Here is a 19,107-nt window from a genome sequence, read left to right as displayed (position 1 = left end):
AGCGTTGTAACGACCGTTAAATGTGATAGATGGTGCTTTTTAGATTTAATTAAAAAACTGCCGACAATAGTCGACAGCTTAGATATTTCAAATTACCAATTGCTATTATTTTGCTTCGATATGTGCAATGACACTATTATCTTCATAAGTGACAGTCACATTGTAACCATAAGCAGTTACATTATCAAATTTACCTTTCACTTTGTTGGCAGTCATTAAAGTCATGTCTTGAGCACCTTCTATTTCATAATTAGAAAAATCTAAATTAAGATCCCCACCATCAATGTATAACAGTTCATCAACATTTAGTTGACTGTTGTCATCATCCATTGAAATATTTAAGTTTCCAGCTTCTATTGTGAAATTTCCATTTAAATGTAAAGGTCCGTCTACTTTCACTAAAGCTGTTCCATTTTCTAAATAAAGATCGCCTTCACCAAAAGCAGTCGTAGATGTAGCTTCTAGCGTTCCTTCTTCTAGCAATGTGCCTCCTTTATAACTATTATCTCCTGTCAATGTAAGCGTTCCTGTCCCTTGCTTGGTAAGCATACCACTACCATTAATATCATTTCTCCACCAATCATGGGCATTAAATCTACCTTTTGAAGCATCCATATCAACTGTTACATTGTGTAAAAACTCACCATATCCATCAGTTGCAGTTACCAAATCAATTCTACCCCAACCATTTGACTCGTCTATTACAGGGTAGCCTGATTCAATTTCTGTGGTATATATTACTTCTCTACGTTGTTTATCTGTCAAATAAGGTTGACGAGTTTCTAATAAAACTTCTGCCCCTTTAGGTACTACAGGGTCTAAACCTTTTGTTCCTGTTTGAGGTAATCCGTAAGTAAGTTTTTCCCGATAGAAAGCTTTATTTGCTTCATGATCTTCCCACTTTTCTTTATCGTACGCACTTTCAAACGTATAATCCTCTGTTACCGTATGCGCATATTCGTACAAGCTCATTTCTTTTGATTCAGCTAATTCACCGAATACCTCTCCAGCATTTTCATAAGCCTTATCTAATACCTCTCTGTTTTCTTCAATATTAAATGCAAATGCAGTCATTGCTGTAGATTGTATTCTTGCACCTATAACATCAAGTGGAGAGTGCATTCCGCTCACTATTCTATTTTCTCCCATTTGAGCTGCTCTTGTTAAAAATTCAGCATATCTTTCCGGTGTTGCGTATGCAAATCCGAATGTTGACAAATACGATGCACTTGTATGTCCACTTGGAAAAGCTCCATCTTTTCCTCTTCCGTCTTCCGCTTTTCTTCTTACATAGTCCAATGCAGGAATTACTTCCACATTCGTTTCATATTGTTGGAAATGTTTTTCTCCTGTTTCTTTTTTACCACCTGAAGGTAAATCCTCTACTACATTTTCACCACTACCGATTGTTTCCCAAACAGGTAAACCGTTCTCATCAACAACTTCTTTCACTTCTCCATTTGAATTCATTCTGTACGGTCTCGGAGAAGAGAAAAAGTACTTAGAAGGGTTAGACGAAGAAGGATTTCTAAATCTAATTAAAGAAACTAAATCCATCGCATCTGAAAGTTCAGATTCCTGCCATTCTCCCATTCCTTGGCTTTGATCTTCAACAGTCATTTCTTCCAATACCTTATTCATGTCCCCTGTTGATCTTACAACACTTGTTACAGGGTCCACTATATCTACGTAGGTATTAGCCAAAGGCCCATAAGCATCCATCATACTATATATCTTATCTCTTTGATCATCATAATAGGCTGCTAACGCCTCTTCATCTGTTCTGTTTTTAGTAACATCTTCTACATATTTCATATTAGCTGCCCAAGTCTCTGCATCTTTGATTTCTACGTTAACAAATGTTTTCTTATCAGCTACTACTTTTGTCTTATCATTTTTATATCCATCAAAATAAACGGTAGGTCCGTCACCATAGTTTGCAATCTCATCATTTGCACCTGGTTCAGTTAACGCTGTTCCGTCTCTCCAATTTGGTTGATTCATTGACCATATTTGATCAAAACCGTCTAAAATATGAATAAAAGGATTAGTCGCATCTATATTCTTTAAGGTAGAATCATTAGCATTTCCACCATTATCCACTGCTGGTAAAGGTTGCTCCACTTCAGGAACATCTACATTTACTTCATTAGTAGTCCCTTGTGGTTTTGATGGTTTTGTTGATTTTGTTGGTTTTTTTGGTTTTTTTGGTTTTGATGGTTTTGAAGCTTTAGATGATTTTGTAGCTTTTGAAGCTTTTGATGTTTTTGAAAGCTCATCTGTTTCTAAAGCATTTTTTAATGTAACTACTGCTTCTGCACGAGTAATGTTATGGAGAGGTTTATAACTTCCATCTGGATATCCAACCATAATATTTTCAGCTAAAACACCACCTACAAATCCTTTGCTCCAAGCTGGAATAGATGATGAATCTTTAAACGAATTTGCAGCTTCTTCATCTTTCGCAAACTTCCCCTCGATATCAGAAAATTGACTGGCTGCCTGAACAGGAAGCATAGAAAATACCATGGATAGAATTACAAGTATTGTTAGTGATTTAATTAATTGTCTTTTTATACATATCATAATTTTTATATTTCTCCCTTCTCAAATCACTTTCTAAAACCTCGCACATTAAAATAATTTTCTACTTGAGTATTACAATTTACGTTCAAATAGTAATGAAAAAAATGTACGTTTTCCTCATGTGGTTATTACTTTATTAAGGAGAAGATAAATTACAAAACACGTTGAGGTATTAATTCCACTATTAAGTTTCCATATTTTGCTTCATTGATTACATAAGACAAATAGCTGGCTAATAAAAAGTTAGAATACTTCGTCCAAAAGTAGTAGCATAAGTCAATATACTTTCTTTATAGTAATCATGTCCTTCCACTTTGTCCTCCTAACTTTTAGATTAATACCATTACCCCACTTTATGCAGCTACCATTTTACACATATTACTTTTGCGGTTCTGTTATCCGCAAAACCGAATTAATTGCTAATCGGTTGTCAACACATTTTCTGCTCTAAATTTTTTACATGATGATTTTTTCAACTATTCTATGTTCTCCTTAAATATTCTAGTCAATCTCTTAGATGAAATTTAAGAGATTGACTACTTATTAACCACACTAATTTCAGTATAGGGAATTTATGTTAACTAAATATAGTGGAATTATTAAAATTATGTAAACAATGTCCTACGGTGGATATTTTTGATGTAAATTGTAGTTTCTTCTAGAAAACTATTATCAAAGTTACGTAACAAAGAGCATGAAGAAAGAGGTCTCCATCAAATCTAGCAAATTGATGAAAGACCTCTAGTTCGGTAAATGTTATCCTTTTAAATATTAGATTAGAATAAATCTTGATTAAGTACTTAATCTGGAATTTCCATTGGAATTTATAAAAGAGCTCCACGTTCTAATCTGTTCATGTTTCTTCCCCTTATAATTTTAATTTAAATGCTTGTCTGTTACTTTTCTTGTTATTCATCGCTTGCTAGAATGAAAGAAGACCTAGATGACTTCTTGTATTCCCCACCTTCGATCTTCGCTTTATACGCGGCCAGTTCCGGGTTAAGCCTGCCACGATATTTTTCTGTGAAATACTCAATGTTTCTGGCGTCGCGATCCATCGTAATGGCTTTCTTTTCGTAGACGAGCCACTCGATTAAATAGATCAGACTTTTGCAAACCGCAGTAACCTCTGCCCCACTTCCAATTAACAGCGTAGTTGTAGCTTTAAGGTATAGTTTGATCAAAATACAACGCAAACCTATATTTTACATAAATAAAAAGAATCCATTTTGAAAAAAGATTAAGACAAAATAGATTCCTCTCCAGCAGATTTAATTTTCAGTTTAGTTTAAAAGTTTGATCTTTTTTCTACCTCCGTTGTTGATAATCGCGCCTGATTGAAGAAGATAGAATCACTCTCATCTTGTTTCCATTGCTTAGTTATCTCCACATCTTCATCCACTTTAAATAAAGAAGTATTATAGTTGTTTAAATAAACAGCCTTATTCAACTCTTGCACCCTTTAGTTTTTTTTAGTTTATTATTGTTTTATCTAAAGAGAGCCTAAATAGTAACCTCCGAGAAAAATTGTAACAATTAATATGAAGTGAATAATTGCCCACCCTAGTTTACCGAATCTCAAAGATTGAATGTTAATAGGTTTTCTTAAATTTTCAGGTACTATAATTCCTCCAACCCATTCAAAAATCAAGAAAAATATCCACCACCAAGTATAAGAATCCCAAAAATCCCATTTAAAATTATATTCAATTAATCTTGTATTTTCTAACAACCAAGTTTCCCAAAACATACCTACATGGACGATTGTCCAATAGAAGGGTATTTTCCATCCCCAGTGGTTGGGGCTATAACGTACAGCTATTAGAACTATTATTGGAAAAGAAAATGTAATTGGAGTTAAAGGCATTATTAGTATTTTCGGGAATAACAAGTATGGAAATGAGTAGAAATTCAATTTAACAAAGATATAACAAAGTATGTTGCCAACTAACGCAGATAAGATAAATAATAAACCATACTTTTTCCAATTTAATTTTAAAAATAAAATAAGAACAACCAAACCAATCAAAATTCCAAAAATAGAAATAAACGACTCAATATTAAAACCAATATTTATGAAATTCTTAAACATTTTATCACATTCCCATATGTGAATTCGGTGATGTCAGTTTGTGTAATAATAGTTAATTTTATTCAACTTACCTGCCAGTTAGTTTAAGTATTTTTTTTCGCAATCAGCCCCTATATACAAAGAAAGGGTTCAATTCTTATTATTGAATTGCGCCTGATTGTGTAAGAATGAATCGATAGGAATTAGATACTAAAGGGCAACTAGCTTCTTGCACCTCCGTTTCTTTAAGAAGAAATTAGGAAGGATTTAGTTATTATCTTTATAACTATGTAAATCTTTTTCATACCAAATCTGAAAACCATATATTAAAAGGGCTACTCCGATCATAATTAAATAAGTAATATCTGGTGACATTTCGCTTGTAGCTAATCCAAGTTTTTGTTGGATTGGATACCATAAATATATATATACACCATCCAATATTAGGTTTGTTATTAAATAAACAGTAAATTTTCCGTAGGTTAACTTAAAAATCCATAATGTTGCTACTAAATATGCACTATATACCCAAGGAATATTTGCAACTTTGTCCCAGTCAAACAGCCCAGGTTCTCTCCACCAATTATAATGATATGCAGCTTGGTAAATAAGAGTGTTGACTACAGTAACAAACAATGCAACTGGGAGAAATCTTCTAAGAGTTTTATCTCCAATTAGCAACAGAGATGCAATAGGAACTAGAAACATTAGCCAAAGTATTATTTGTTTCACATTAACTCTCCTTATATCAGTTTATCTAATCATTCCCCATATGTTAGATTACATGTATTGATTGGAAAAAACATTAAAGAATTCTTATTAAACATAACTGCCAGTTAGCAGAACAAGGAAAGCGATGCTTCGATTATTCAAGCATCGTGGCACTTCCATATTAAAGAATTCTACCTTTAATTTACATGAAAACATTCAAAATCCCCCACGTATTCCAGTATTAGGATCCATCCATACTCTTTGTATTAGGATTTTCGGGAGTATCAGAAGAGGAAATAAAAAGAGGAATATATCTACTGAGTAAATCTTGGGATATAAAATAAGGATTTTCTGTAGCCCTTCCTGAGAAACTAGTCATCTTTAGTTAGCTACTAACCTATACAAATTAAAATTACCTTACATAGACTGTATTAGTTGCAGGAAAGAGAGGTGATTAAAGATGCTAACATTCTTTAGGACAAGATTAAAAGGTGAAAATGAAGTCCCTCCTGTGGAAACGGATGCTTTTGGTTCAGCGAAATTTGTAGCTAATAAAAATAAAACGAAGATAAAGTTTGCACTAGAAGTTAAAAACATTGAAAACTTTGTTCAAGCACATATCCACGTTGGTGCCCGAGGTGTAAACGGACCTGTAGTTGCATTCCTTTTTGGGGCTGACCTAGAAACGCTTGAGCAGCAAAATGGGATTACGACGAGAAGAGGTCTTATTACAGGGACTATTACTAATGATGATATTGTAGAAAATAAAGCAGGTATAGAAACTGTAAAAGATTTATTGAAATTCATGGAACGAGAATTAACTTATGTTAATGCTCATACTGAACAAAATCCAGCAGGTGAAATTAGAGGTCAAATTATACCACTTAAATTTCCACACCGTTAGCCAAACAAGACATGCCAGTTGGAAAAACAAGGGGACGGTTCTCTGCTTCATTGGCACGAGTGGAACTCGCGTGGTTCGCTCAAGCGAGGAAAAAATGAATAAAAGACCCTTCAGAAAAACATCGAAGGGTCTTTTATTCGTTTAACACCGCTTATTGCTCCATACTCATATCTTCATTGTGCCCTTCTTTTCTTTGAAATATAACTAGTGCAACAACAATAGCAATAATGATCATTACCGAAATGCTCTTCCTATTTTTCATTAGTTACAACCAGAAAGGTCTGTCCCCTTTCTACAAATTATGATTTGTTTCTTACTTTTAAAATATAACTATCTAAAGAAAATAACTTGCTTCCATTTAGTAATAAGTAGGCAGAGATGGCCAGTAACGCAAGATCGTACGCATACCCTCCAATAAAACCTGCTGATAATTGAACTGTCACGATTGCTCCTAATAGCACGATGACAAAAAGTCCTCCTACGATACGAGTCGCCAAACCTAGTATTATCGCAATCCCACCTACCAATTCGATACTTGCTACTATATAAGCCAAAAATCCTGGCAACCCAATACTATCAAACCACCCAGCAATGTTTTCAATACCACCTTGGAACTTTTGAGTACCATGTCCTATAAAAATAATTCCTAAAACTACTCGTAGTAATAATGCACCAATATCTTGTTGATTTTTCATTTTTGTTCCTCCTAAAGAAATTTATTTTTTCTATCAACCAATAACTTATTTAGTAACAACTTATTTTATCCACCTCCTAAATCACTCCTTATCTTAAAAGGGTCTAGACGGTCAGCTTAAAAGTAAACAGAAAGCCGTCAGTATCCTATTAATAAAAACATATTCATATTTGAAAACAAAATCACAAAAAATAAAAACGTATTTTGTTTTTCTATAAGAATAATTGTTTCCTGTATGTTAACAATAGACTTGTAGACTGTCAATGATTTTGTTACTATTATGATTAGTTTCTTAAACGAAAACACTTAGAGGTGATTAGGTTGGACATAGGAACTAAAATTCGCTCGATTAGAAAAAGAAAAAAGATTACAATCGCGCAAATGTGTGAAGGCACAGGCCTATCAAAAGGTTTTATAAGTAACATCGAAAACAACAATACATCACCTTCCATTAATACACTGAATACGATTGCGGAGTATCTAAAGGTGCCATTACCTTATTTATTGTTAGAGAAAAAACAGCACATGCGTGCCGTACGAAAAGACGAGAGAAGAATCTCTTCGTTGAAAAATTTAAAAATTGAGCATATTACCTCAAAAGGACCGTTACGAATGATGATCGTTGAATCGCCACCCGGTTTTGCCATTGGAGAAGATGAGCCACATGCCCACGAAGGTGAAGAGTGCCATTTAGTGCTTGAAGGAAAAGTGCTAGCTGAACAAGGGGAAGATTCTATGATCGCAGAAGAAGGTGATTCTTTTAGCTGGAACGCAAGTGTTCCACATAGTGTAAAAAATATTGGAGATACAAAATCTGTCATCCTAATCACGATTTATTCAGATACAAAGTTAGATGATCTACTATAATGCGATGGCTAAACATAAGTACATAAAGGTGGATAGGTTAGCAAGTGATATTGCTAACCTATTTTTTGTACTTCATCGAACTCCTTCACCAAAAACTTTTGCACCGTCTTCAAACCCCTTAGTCCCATCTTCCTACACTAGTAGATTGCTTGATTTTTAAGTTCTTCCCTTTTTCCACTCTGTTTATTTGATTGTCTTTTTCTAACAAAGTAAACAAGATAAATAACTAGAACCAACCCATACACAATGGATGCGACAAGATATACTGCTTGATAAGATGCAACTGTAGCTACTAATCCAAGGATAAAGGAACCTCCTCCAATACCTAAATCAAAAAAGTTGAAGAAAGTAGCCATCGCATCCTCATGTTCATGTTCCTCTACTAAATTCAAACACCATGTTTGAATGGCTGGGAAAATAGCACCAAATCCAAATCCATAAAAGATAGCTGCGATTAAAAACATGCTATCACTAACTGCTACGTATAGGATAATCAATCCTATAATCGACAGAATAGAACCCGGTATTAGAATCACCGCTAGCCCGTACACATCAAACAATTTTCCTGATATTAATCGAATCATAAAACTTGCTGCGGCAATCAATAAGAAAAATAATCCTACTAGAGTAAAATCCTTCTCTATTGCGTACAGAGAAAAGAATGACATAATTCCTCCTGCCGCAATTCCTATTAGAAAGATGAGCAATGCAGGAAAGAGAACTCGTTTCTCCAATAGTTTAAATTTTCCACTTACTTGTTTATCTACCTTTTTTCCTTTAGGTGCTATTTTTATAAAAATAGCCATAATAATAGCTAGAAAAAGAACAGCCATTCCTCCAAAGAATAATCGTTGAAAGTCATATAATTCTAGTGTCATAATACCAACCATTGGACCTACTGAGATGGCAACTGTTTCTCCCACACCAAAATAGCCAATCCCCTCGCCTCGACGATCTTTAGGAACGATTTCAGCAGCAAGTGTGGCAAAGTAAGTGGTTGCTAAACCAAATCCAGCCCCGTGAATTAATCGAATAAGCAATAACGTTGAGATGTTGTTGGAGAGATAATAGGCACCTGTAGATAGGGCCATAAGGAAAATACCAAAAATTAAAAGTAGTTTTTTATCAACCTTCGTTGCAAGAATTCCCGTAAATGGACGGGTTAAAATAGCCGATAACATAAAAATTCCTGTTACTAAACCGACCTGACTTGCACCTCCTCCTAAGGCCGTGATAAATAAGGGAAGAGTCGGTAAAAGCATTTCAAAAGTCATAAAGACTAAGGCATTGGAAACCAGTACGAATACAAACGACAGTGACCAAATCTTATTATTTATAGTAGTCATTTCGTTTTCTCCTTTATTTTATTGTCTAGTCGGAAATCGATAGATGGAAAGTCCTTTTCAAGTAGCAATACAAATAATAAACCTTCCTGTAAGGGGAAGGTCAATAGGTAACTTGAATTTGAATTTCTGTCAGGTAATCTTCTTCGTTTTTTGAAATGTACTGATTAATGATCACTCTTTCAATGGAGTCTCCCATCATTTGAAGACCATTCTTCTTGATGTAATCTAGTAACACTTTATAATATGGAGATGATTCGTTATGGTCGCCCCTATAGAAAATACTGGCATATTTCCCTTTTTGAAAGGTTGTAATGAATGAGCTCTCGATATCTTCTTCCTCCGTTAAGATGAAAATAGAGTTATATTCATCAAACTTTTTATCTTTGATATTATTTAAATCTACTGTAAGCCCAACACCACCTATAAAAATGGAAGAATTCATGTTCGCCATATTCTCTAACTGCCTCAATGAAACCTCTATTTCGGGCTCTGAACCGATTTTTTCCATCAATCTCACTACTTTCCTCTCATTTATATCAACTACTCTTACCACTCCTAATTCCATTATTTCTCGAGCTAATGTAATATCGTTGATACGATTTTGGAATCTACGGTTCACCTGTACGAGTTCCTTTATTTTTTGTTCTGTTAGTTTTTTTTGCTTCTCTAATAAATCCACGAAACCGGCAATATCCCTATGATATAGTTGACCCTTGATTTCCTTCAAAGAAAACCCTAATTTCTTTAAATACTGTATCGTATTTATTTGTTCAAATTGTTCCGTTGAGTAATATCTATATCCATTTCTTTCGTCAATTTGAATTGGCTCTAGCAATCCAATCTCATTATAATATCTTAGTGTTTTCATGGTTATATTGTGAAGTTTTGCCATTTCTCCTATTGTAAACAGATTTCTCATTTGAGTATCCTTTCTCTACTATCTTTTAAAACAAGGGTAAAACAAGGGGACGGTTCTTTGCTTCATTGGCACTGGTGGGATAGTCTTTGCTGTTCCCACTCGATTCACCGCCTTTCACTACTTCAAGCTGCTTTTTGTTTACGAACGCAGCCTCTATTCTCACAGAAGAAAAAACGTGAAAAAGACTCTTCAGTTACTAATGAAGAGTCAAGGATATGAAAACAGTTTACTTCTTTCATAGAAGATTTTCAATGAACCTTTTATCCAAATCGATGAGATGAGCCATTGAAATGTAGCATTATTGACATCGTTTTTACCACTGAATGCCTTACTGTTTACCATTTCATACTGTCTAAACGATCAAAGATTAACATCCATCATTTGTACAATCAAAAGTGTTATATTCAAAGAGTGAAGCCCTTCGGAATCGGGCCAAATAGTTGGAGAGTAGTTTCCAAGATTATGAAAATGAATTGGTAAATTTATGTTAAAGTGATAGTAGAATATGAGGATTAATATGAATGTTTTCACTTTAGCAAAATGATGCTTAATTTAAGAAGACACTTACTTTAGGGGGAAAGAATTTGCTGAAAGTATTAAGAATTATCTTATCAATATCCGTCGTCACATTAGGTAGCTATAGTTTAATAACTCGAACATTTGATTTATTGCCTTATTCTTTTATTTTACTGGGTTTCCTATCGTTGGTAGTAGGCTTAATTAAACTTAAAAAAGACAAAAAATCATTTTGGGGATATATAAACATTGGTGCATCTGCATTTGTATTTTTCGTTCTTATTTATACTTCACAATTCAGCTAACGGAGTAGCATAGTGGAACAAACTGTGATTGCTTATAAGTCTCTAACGGATGATTGTTGGAGAGGTCTTATTTTTATGGGAGAAGGAAATATATGAAAAATAGATTATTGCTGGTAGTGGTGTTATTTTTTGTATTAGGTTCCGCTATGGTTAAATTCGCTTAGTTACATTTTTAAGTCGATTTTTTATGGCATTGCTATGATCGTTTTAATTGTTATAGGATTAGTAAGTTTATATAGATATTTCAGTAGAACTAAACACTAATTCATTTATTTCTTCTTGAACTATCGGAGCAGGGTTAGCACTAGAAGTTAGCGCTGCAATTGTTCAACTATTCTACCCTCAGTGCACGAAGCTCAATACCAGTGTGATATTAGTTTAAAAAAGCAAGGTTTGAAGGGGAAAATTCCATGAAGAAAACATTCTTACATTTAATAAAGAAACGGTTCTGTGCATCATTTGCACGGGTGGGTTGAGTCTTTCTTAAGATATGAAGGTAAATTAAAAACCTTTTCTAAGGAAGGAATCTATCGATCAATAATAGATGGAGAGTTTTAACAGTCTTCGAATGCTACGCTCAGTCGGCCGCCTATCGATTTTTCCAGATTCTATTTTACGAACATCACCTACAACTGTTAGTAGTGATTCCAACATAAATAAACTGCCATGCGGAAATTCCATTCCTCATAGCAGTTTATTTATAAAAATTCGGTCTTATTTAATCAAATACTTCTGGTAAATATCTTGTTAACGTTTCGGAGTTGTCTTTTTAATGTTCTTTCACAAGTTAGTTATAAGTAACATTTGTGTGAAAACGAAACAAATAGTAAGCATTCACTAACTCATTTTGAACTATTGTTCTCCTTCATACGTATAAAAAATAATATGACTTACACAGGAGGTTTTTAATCATGTATGAATATAAATTTGTGAAAGTTGATCTTAGTAATTGGAATGGTAAACCAAAAGAGGATTACCAAAATATTATTGTTAACCATGCTAAAGATGGTTGGAGATTCGTCCAAATATTTGCTCCAGCTACGAAAGGATATGGTTCTGCTTCATACTTTGAAATTATTTTTGAAAGGTCCCCTAATTGATATAAAGGGCCTTTCAATCAAAAGGCAACCAATTAATAAAAGATATAACTCCCCAACTACTTCTGCATTCTATCATTGCCTTTTAGACGTTTTATTTAACCCACTGTTATCACTACATTTCCCTTTTTATGCCCTTTTTCAACATAGCTATGAGCATCCGGAATTTGTTCTAAGCCATAGCATCTATCGATCACAGATTTGATTTCCCCCAACTCAATAAGCTCCTTAAGTAGAAGGAGATTATCAACCTTTTCACCGGCCATCCCTGATATTACTTTCTTGCTGCTTGTGATGGAAGTCCAGAGCCCTTGAACCTCTTTCGACACATTCGATGACCCTAATATAATAATTCCCTTTTTCTTTAATAATTTTTTACAAGGTAAAAACGACATCCTTCCTACCGTGTCAAAAATAACATCATACTTCTCACTACTTTTAGTGAAATCTTCCATCTTGTAATCAATGACTCTATCAGCACCTAGTGATTTCAGCATTTCCACATTTGTCGTACTGCAAACCGCAGTAACCTCTGCCCCAAAGTATTTGGCAAGTTGGACTGCAGCAGTACCTACAGCTCCAGAGGCTCCGTAGACAAGGATTTTTTGTGCCCTTTGGATGTTTGCTTTTCTAAGAAAATGCAATGCTGTCAATCCTCCAAAAGGAACGGAGGCAGCTTCTTCATAGGACATGTTTTCTGGTTTTAATGCAATCACTCCATCTTCAGGCAGACATTTGTACTCCGCATAAGCTCCTAAACTCATGCCAGTAGATCCAAATAGTTGGTCACCGACTTTAAATCGTATTACATCTGAGCCTACCGCTTCAATTTCCCCAGCAAAAACACCGCCTAGAATGCCCCTCCTTGGTTTTGTAAAACCAAAGAATAACCTTACCGCAAATGGTTCAGCTTTTCGAAGCCGCCAGTCAGCTGAGTTAACTGCTGTCGCATTCACTTTTACCATTACTTCATTTTTTTTGGGAACAGGATTTTCAATCTCTTGAAGCTCTAGAACATCCGGCGGTCCGTATTTTGTACAAACAATGGCCTTCATACATTACCTCCCATTTAATGGATACGCTTTAAAGCTGCAACAGTCAAAATGATTATCAATGATAAATGTATGTTGACTTTATTAAAAAAAGATCTCCCAATTAATGGCGTAGTTGTAGTTTTGAGATAAAACTTGATCAAAAATACAAACAAACCCTTATTTTACGATACATAAAAAGAATCCATTTTGAAAAAAGATTGATCAAAATCGATTCTATAATGCAAGCATGACAAGAATTTAATATGAAAAAGTTTGTTCATTTTCAGTAATCATTATCCAGACTCTCTGTACGTTCTGTTTACAAAGCTTTTACCGTGAAAATCGTTTAGCGGCAGCAACACAAAACACCACACCGACATTTACTAGAACGAGTAAAAAGCCAACTTCCTCTTGAAGAATAACCGCTGCAAGTAAAAGGCCAAAGAATGGTTGCAATAGTTGTAACTGCCCCACTGATGCTATGCCACCTTGTGAAAGACCCCTATACCAGAAAACAAATCCTATATACATACTAAACAAGGAAACATAAGCTAAACTCACATATGTTCCAATACTAATTCCTTCCCAAGAACTTGGAAAAAGATAAATGGAGAGTATGGCCATAAAGGGCAGGGACAATACAAGAGCCCAAGAAATTACTTGCCAGTTACCTAATTTACGAGATAATTTAGCCCCTTCTGCATAGCCCAAGCCACAAACTATGATAGATATCAACATATATAAGTCGCCCAATAGCGAAGATTCGCCTCCTTGAAAGAAAGCAAACCCTGCAACCAAAAAGCTTCCTATTGCTGAGAAGACCCAAAAAATAGGGGTAGGCCGTTCTCCCCCTCTTATGACACCAAATATTGCTGTTGACAATGGAAGAAGGCCTAAAAATACAATGGCATGAGCAGCAGTATTATGCTCGAGTGCCAAAGCTGTGAGAAGTGGGAAGCCAATAACAACTCCAACCGCCACAATAATTAATGATAATACATCCGATTTTTCAGGTCGTTTTGCTTTTAAAATTATAATGATTAACACGGATAATAATCCAGCAATTGCGGCACGAAATGCTGTAAGAAAGTATGGATCAAGTTCGCCGACAGCCACACGAGTTGCAGGAAGGGAACCGCTAAATATAAGTATTCCTATAAAACCATAAATCCACCCTTTTGTTGTTACATTCACTATAATCACCCCAGAATCCTATCCTTTGAATTACTTGTCAAAGTAATAATATTGATTATAATAAACATAAGCTAAAATTGACCACTTGAAAAAGGCCAGTTTTATGATTTTTAACAATGTCAGATTGAAGGAGTACCGCCATTGGACTTAACACCATTTTTAGACAGGGAATCTAATAATCCATTGAATCAACAACTTATTGAATTTTTTAAAAGTAATATGCACAACGGACGTATTAAAAAAGGGATGAAACTCCCCTCAAAAAGACACTTAGCCAAAAAACTACTTATCAGTCAAACAACTGTTGAACGAGCATATGATCAACTCTTAGCAGAAGGCTATATTTTAAGTAAGGCAAGGAGCGGGATTTTTGCTGATTACGAGGAGTTATTTTTGATACACTCTGATCCAAAGACTGCTGAATTACCTGTGCAAGATATTAATGTACTAACAAATGAGATCATTGATTTTCACTATGGTCACGTTGATTCTAGTTTTTTCCCTTTTTCTGCTTGGAGAAAAAGCGTTGTTGCTAGCTTAGATAAATATTCAGAAAAGCTTTGTCGACCTGGCGACGTCTTAGGAGAAATTGAGCTTCGATCTCTTATAACCGAGTACCTTTACCAATCCAGAGGCGTAAATTGCGACCCAAATCAAATCATTATTGGTGCAAGTACCTCTTACCTTCTGCAGATGTTATGTCACATTCTAAACACCGGTTTTAAAGTCGGCTTTGAAGAACCCGGATATCCAAGATCTAGAGAAATTTTTGAGTTAAATCGAAAAGAAATCATCCCTTTACCACTAGATAGTGAAGGCTTAAGAATGGACGCAGTTAAGAAAAACATCCCTGACTTAATTTATGTAACACCGTCGCATCAATATCCTTTAGGAAGAATTATGACCATTAATAGAAGGCTAGAATTATTAAAATGGGCAGCTGATAATCAATCGTATATTATTGAAGATGATTATGATGGAGAATTTAGATACAGTGGTCAACCTACCCCTTCCTTACAAGCGCTGGATAGGGAAAATCGTGTTATCTATTTAGGAACTTTCTCAAAGTCTTTTCTACCTACACTACGCATTAGCTATATGATTCTTCCGCAGTCATTATTAAAGAAAGCAACTGAGGTTACCACGCTGTTTAAACAAACGGTCTCTTCCAATAACCAATATGCCCTTGCGGAGTTCATACTTAATGGAGAATGGCAAAAACACTTAAATAGGATGAGAAAGCTTTACCGTAAGAAAAGAAAAATCATTTTAGAAGCAGTTAAAAATGAGTTAGGTGATAAAGTTAACATTCACGGAGAAAATTCAGGTCCTCGAATTCTCATTGATGTTTATTTAGAGTTAAGTGAACAAGAACTTATTCAAAAAGCTGAAAATCATGGTGTAAGAGTTTATCCTGTATCTGATTCATACAAAAAAGGGTCTGCATTGAAAACAATGTCATTAGGATTTTCGGGAGTATCAGAAGAAGAAATAAAAAGAGGGATTTATCTACTGAGTAAATCTTGGGGTATAAAATAAGAATTTCCTGTTGCCCTTATTCGGGCGGATTTTTGTTATTTCTAGAAGCTATAATTCTTCAACGAACTGCCCATATTCACAATGTAAGAGGCAATTCTTATTACAGAATTACGCCTGATTGTTGAAGATTGAATCGATAGGAATTAGGTACTAAAAGTCAGCTTGCTTGTTGAACAAAACCAGCTAATAGAAGTCAATATTTTTCTATAAAAATTTTTAAAACAAAATGATATACTAAAAATAAACATACCAAATAACCTTCCTTTATCCTATTGGAAGGTTTTGGATTAATTACTTAATTATATCCCTTAAGCTAAATCTAGGAAAGTCTCTTTTCTTTTCAAAAGAATGAAAATCCAATGAACCAGCTTATTAGTACAAGCAATCATAGCTACTTTGAAGGGTTTTCCTTCTTCTCGTTTGCGATCATAAAACTCTCTAAGCCGTTTATTGCGAGAACTACGAATCCCACAGAGGGCTCCCATATATAAGGCATGACGCAATCGACTGGATCCTCTCTTGCTAATCCGATTAATTGTTGCTGTGAACTTACCAGATGAATGAACGCTCGGATCAATACCAGAGAAGACCACTAGTTTTTTAGGATGATTAAACCGTTCGATCTCTCCGATTTCGGAAATTATCGTTGCCGCGATTTTCCCTCCTATTCCAGGGATCGATTGGATAATCTTATATTCTTCTATTTCTTCTGCCAGGGCATCTATTTGGTCATCTAACTTTGAAAGATGCTCTTGGTACTGGAGAAGCATTTGAATATACATTTGAAGACTAATCAAATGGCTCTGGTACAGAGTGTTTTTAAATGGATTGCGATGAGCTGCTTCAACCAACTTTTTCGCTCTATCCTTCGCCCAACGCTCTGATCTAGTTACACATTCACTTGCAATTTTATCTGATAGTCGATTTTCCCCAGCCTTCAAAACAGCTTCTGATGTACTAAACTCCAATAAGGTGTTCAGTGAAACTTTTGAAAATAAATCTCCAAAAACCCCTCTATACTCAGGAAATACCTGATCTAATATCGCATGGAATTGTAGTTTTGTTTGTACATAAATACCTGTCACTGTTTCGTGCTGCCTTGAGAGATTTCGTAGGTTCAGAAGTTGAATACCTCTTTGTTTATATGGCTCCAATTCTTCTTTATAGAAAAGCTCACATAAATTATAAGCATCTATCGCATCGGTCTTTACCTTCCGTAAACTTGATTTTTTTGCTTGATAAGATAGTAACGGATTGACCATAATGTAGAGGTAATCATTCTCCTCTAAGAACTGAACAAGTGATGTGTGATAATGACCTGTGGATTCAAATATTACTGTGGGTCTAACCCCAGTTTCACCCTCCACTTCTATCAAAAAACGAAGTAAATTCTCTAAACCATTATTGTTGTGCAATACACTAAAGCTTTTTTTATAAGGTTTTCTCTTATCTAAAAAGGCTTGTACTTCACTTTCTCCTTTTGAAACATCCAGACCAATTACTGGATTCATTCTATCTCTTCCTCTCCTGTTTACTTACCAGTACACCTATTTCCATCTCCTAGTATCATAGCTTCGCTTGTTATTCGAGATCATTGTCTCAACCAGCCTCAAACATGTTTCTATGAGTAGGGGGCGGACAGTTTAGTTGACGGGATCAATAGTCCCACGCACCCGTTCGTCCTACCCTGGCTACTGATATAATAGGTCCTATATAAAAAAGGTCAACCAGTAAAATCTGGTTAACCTTATAATACGAACGCCACCCGATAGTTGAAGAGTCGAAAAGTTTTTAAGTCTTGTAGATAGTAACTAATTTATAAATAATAAACCCTACCAAAAGTCCAGGCATTAAAGAAAGCATAGGTAAAAAAACAGGACCCATTATCAATCCAAATAGTTTTAATGAGGGTGAATATATTAAGCCTATTGTCATAAAAAACGCTCCAAATACAAAAGGTATGTAGGAAAAGCAGTTCACTTCTCCATCTGCATTAAGGTATGCATCCCACATGGCAAACATATATAAACAAGGATAAAACATAAGCCATTGAAAGTTTGTTACATCAATGGCTCTTTGTATTTCTCCTGTAAATGAATGTATAATCGCTACATTTAAGTTGCTTAAAACATTAATAAGAATCTCCAAAAAAATGAATACACTACCTTTAAATAAACTTCTATTTAGAAACTGACCGAATCCTGGTAAAGCTATACTCCATAATAACGCCTCATGTTTTTTAGGCTTTCTATACTCCTTCACCCTCCATCACTCACTTCAACAGATGATTGCGCTCTTCCGTTTGAGGTGGTTCTTCCATCCAACCATTTTTTATCATAATTTTTGCACCTTTATGAGCATATTCAAATGTATCTTTCAGAAAAATCGTCATTTTAGGTGGCAAATCATTTCGTAAACTAAAAGCCGTCCCTAATGAACCACTTCCCATCGAAAAACTGCAAAAAAGACTTGTGCAATACATCATCAACTTATCGGAAAATGGTGGTATTGTTGATCGGGTTGCATTACCACCTGCTGTTTGAGGAGCTTGTGTGTCGTTTTCAAGCAAGATTTCAGTTAATTCCTTGACAATGCCTTTAGCAAGTTCAGCCCCCTCATTAAAGAAGGTTTTTACTTCTTTTTCATTTGCACATTGAGCAAAACCTGTAATCATTTGAAGCCCCGTAATATTTGATTCAATCGAATGATGAAGTTGCGCAACTTCCACTGTATTTAATGAACGTTTTTCGCTAAACGGACTAACGGAGAGTCCAGTCAAGTAATGCTTATCTTTCACAAATTCAACTGATCTTGGCATTGAAACATGAGGAGATTTAACAAGTAATCCCTTTTCAAGCAAATATTGTGTGCAAAGGTTGTAATACTTTTGCGTAATGGCAGTTAGCTCGGTTAACATCAGTACAATATCTTCTCGATAAGTCATCGTTATATTTAATGCGTGTAGCCCCGTACTAATTTGTTTCAATAGGCGAAGAAACATGATGTCAAAACCATTATCATATAATTTCGGCACCTCTTTGTTGACATCTTGAGCTGTGTAGCCAACTGGGACGACCGCCCCTTCATTTTGTAAAATTTCTGTAATAATACCAACGTAAGTGGCAATCTCTCCATGTAAATTTTTCATAATATTCTTGGCTTTTTCGTCTTCGGCTTTCTCTATAAAATATTCTAACATACGTAAAATCATTGTCTTTTCTTGATACGTAAGCCATAATACACCTAATTCAGAAGACGTAATTGCTGATTTTTCTGGCATATAATTTCCTCCTAAAATTTTTTCTATCTTAGGTTTAGCTTAGG

18 protein-coding genes are annotated in these 19,107 nt (G+C 34.9%); 5 read left to right on the top strand and 13 right to left on the bottom strand.

The window, feature by feature from the left end:
- Window positions 1-105: 105 nt before the first annotated feature.
- From CEF18_RS26770 to CEF18_RS06170, 5 genes are all read right to left on the bottom strand, one after another.
- Window positions 106-2,586: a phosphatase PAP2 family protein gene (locus CEF18_RS26770; protein ID WP_259457988.1), complete on the bottom strand. Its 2,481-nt coding sequence runs from the start codon at window positions 2,584-2,586 to the stop codon at window positions 106-108.
- A gap of 908 nt (window positions 2,587-3,494) precedes the next feature.
- On the bottom strand, window positions 3,495-3,770 hold the full coding sequence (locus CEF18_RS06180) for a hypothetical protein (protein ID WP_110935664.1): 276 nt from the start codon (window positions 3,768-3,770) through the stop codon (window positions 3,495-3,497).
- A 104-nt stretch (window positions 3,771-3,874) separates the two neighbouring features.
- Window positions 3,875-4,036, bottom strand: coding sequence for a hypothetical protein (locus CEF18_RS25765; RefSeq protein ID WP_183041207.1), 162 nt, complete (start codon window positions 4,034-4,036; stop codon window positions 3,875-3,877).
- Window positions 4,037-4,078: 42 nt separating this feature from the next.
- Window positions 4,079-4,678, bottom strand: coding sequence for a CBO0543 family protein (locus CEF18_RS06175; RefSeq protein WP_110935663.1), 600 nt, complete (start codon window positions 4,676-4,678; stop codon window positions 4,079-4,081).
- Between the two features lie 246 nt (window positions 4,679-4,924).
- On the bottom strand, window positions 4,925-5,389 hold the full coding sequence (locus tag CEF18_RS06170) for a hypothetical protein (RefSeq protein WP_223292253.1): 465 nt from the start codon (window positions 5,387-5,389) through the stop codon (window positions 4,925-4,927).
- A gap of 439 nt (window positions 5,390-5,828) precedes the next feature.
- Here CEF18_RS06170 and CEF18_RS06165 point away from each other — a divergent pair, with 439 nt between their 5' ends.
- Entirely contained in the window at window positions 5,829-6,272 is a 444-nt protein-coding gene (locus CEF18_RS06165; protein ID WP_110935662.1) for a CHRD domain-containing protein, read from the top strand.
- A gap of 299 nt (window positions 6,273-6,571) precedes the next feature.
- Here the strand turns inward: CEF18_RS06165 and CEF18_RS06160 are convergent, their stop codons facing one another.
- Window positions 6,572-6,967: a DoxX family protein gene (locus CEF18_RS06160; protein ID WP_110935661.1), complete on the bottom strand. Its 396-nt coding sequence runs from the start codon at window positions 6,965-6,967 to the stop codon at window positions 6,572-6,574.
- Window positions 6,968-7,287: 320 nt separating this feature from the next.
- Between CEF18_RS06160 and CEF18_RS06155 the strand changes: the two genes are divergently transcribed.
- Window positions 7,288-7,833, top strand: coding sequence for a helix-turn-helix domain-containing protein (locus tag CEF18_RS06155; protein ID WP_110935660.1), 546 nt, complete (start codon window positions 7,288-7,290; stop codon window positions 7,831-7,833).
- Between the two features lie 137 nt (window positions 7,834-7,970).
- On the opposite strand, the gene CEF18_RS06150 is transcribed toward CEF18_RS06155, so the two are convergent.
- Window positions 7,971-9,179 carry an MFS transporter gene (locus CEF18_RS06150; RefSeq protein ID WP_110935659.1) on the bottom strand — a complete coding sequence of 403 codons (1,209 nt, stop codon included), beginning with the start codon at window positions 9,177-9,179 and terminating at the stop codon, window positions 7,971-7,973.
- Between the two features lie 100 nt (window positions 9,180-9,279).
- The gene (locus CEF18_RS06145) at window positions 9,280-10,098 is read right to left on the bottom strand and encodes a MerR family transcriptional regulator (protein WP_110935658.1); all 819 of its coding nucleotides are present in this window, start codon (window positions 10,096-10,098) and stop codon (window positions 9,280-9,282) included.
- 584 nt (window positions 10,099-10,682) lie between these two features.
- Here CEF18_RS06145 and CEF18_RS06140 point away from each other — a divergent pair.
- Together CEF18_RS06140 and CEF18_RS06135 are read left to right on the top strand one after the other, a co-directional pair.
- Window positions 10,683-10,919: a DUF3953 domain-containing protein gene (locus tag CEF18_RS06140; protein WP_110935657.1), complete on the top strand. Its 237-nt coding sequence runs from the start codon at window positions 10,683-10,685 to the stop codon at window positions 10,917-10,919.
- Between the two features lie 911 nt (window positions 10,920-11,830).
- Window positions 11,831-12,019 carry a DUF4177 domain-containing protein gene (locus CEF18_RS06135; protein ID WP_110935656.1) on the top strand — a complete coding sequence of 63 codons (189 nt, stop codon included), beginning with the start codon at window positions 11,831-11,833 and terminating at the stop codon, window positions 12,017-12,019.
- Window positions 12,020-12,114: 95 nt separating this feature from the next.
- Here CEF18_RS06135 and CEF18_RS06130 read toward each other — a convergent pair whose 3' ends face one another.
- The gene (locus CEF18_RS06130) at window positions 12,115-13,071 is read right to left on the bottom strand and encodes an NAD(P)-dependent alcohol dehydrogenase (RefSeq protein ID WP_110935655.1); all 957 of its coding nucleotides are present in this window, start codon (window positions 13,069-13,071) and stop codon (window positions 12,115-12,117) included.
- Window positions 13,072-13,380: 309 nt separating this feature from the next.
- Window positions 13,381-14,244 carry a DMT family transporter gene (locus CEF18_RS06125; protein WP_110935654.1) on the bottom strand — a complete coding sequence of 288 codons (864 nt, stop codon included), beginning with the start codon at window positions 14,242-14,244 and terminating at the stop codon, window positions 13,381-13,383.
- Window positions 14,245-14,385: 141 nt separating this feature from the next.
- Here CEF18_RS06125 and pdxR point away from each other — a divergent pair, with 141 nt between their 5' ends.
- Complete coding sequence (pdxR, locus tag CEF18_RS06120; RefSeq protein WP_110935653.1) at window positions 14,386-15,783, top strand: MocR-like pyridoxine biosynthesis transcription factor PdxR; 1,398 nt, start codon at window positions 14,386-14,388, stop codon at window positions 15,781-15,783.
- Window positions 15,784-16,091: 308 nt separating this feature from the next.
- Here pdxR and CEF18_RS06115 read toward each other — a convergent pair whose 3' ends face one another.
- From CEF18_RS06115 to CEF18_RS06105, 3 genes are all read right to left on the bottom strand, one after another.
- On the bottom strand, window positions 16,092-17,294 hold the full coding sequence (locus tag CEF18_RS06115) for an IS110 family RNA-guided transposase (protein ID WP_110935652.1): 1,203 nt from the start codon (window positions 17,292-17,294) through the stop codon (window positions 16,092-16,094).
- Between the two features lie 280 nt (window positions 17,295-17,574).
- Entirely contained in the window at window positions 17,575-18,045 is a 471-nt protein-coding gene (locus CEF18_RS06110) for a hypothetical protein (protein ID WP_110935651.1), read from the bottom strand.
- A 10-nt stretch (window positions 18,046-18,055) separates the two neighbouring features.
- Window positions 18,056-19,063, bottom strand: coding sequence for a DUF3231 family protein (locus CEF18_RS06105; protein ID WP_110935650.1), 1,008 nt, complete (start codon window positions 19,061-19,063; stop codon window positions 18,056-18,058).
- Window positions 19,064-19,107: the final 44 nt, after the last annotated feature.

Origin of the sequence: Salipaludibacillus neizhouensis, from assembly GCF_002886185.1 — a bacterium.
In the GTDB taxonomy this organism is placed as follows: domain Bacteria; phylum Bacillota; class Bacilli; order Bacillales; family Salisediminibacteriaceae; genus Salipaludibacillus; species Salipaludibacillus neizhouensis.
This window is presented reverse-complemented; position numbering and strand designations above follow the sequence as displayed.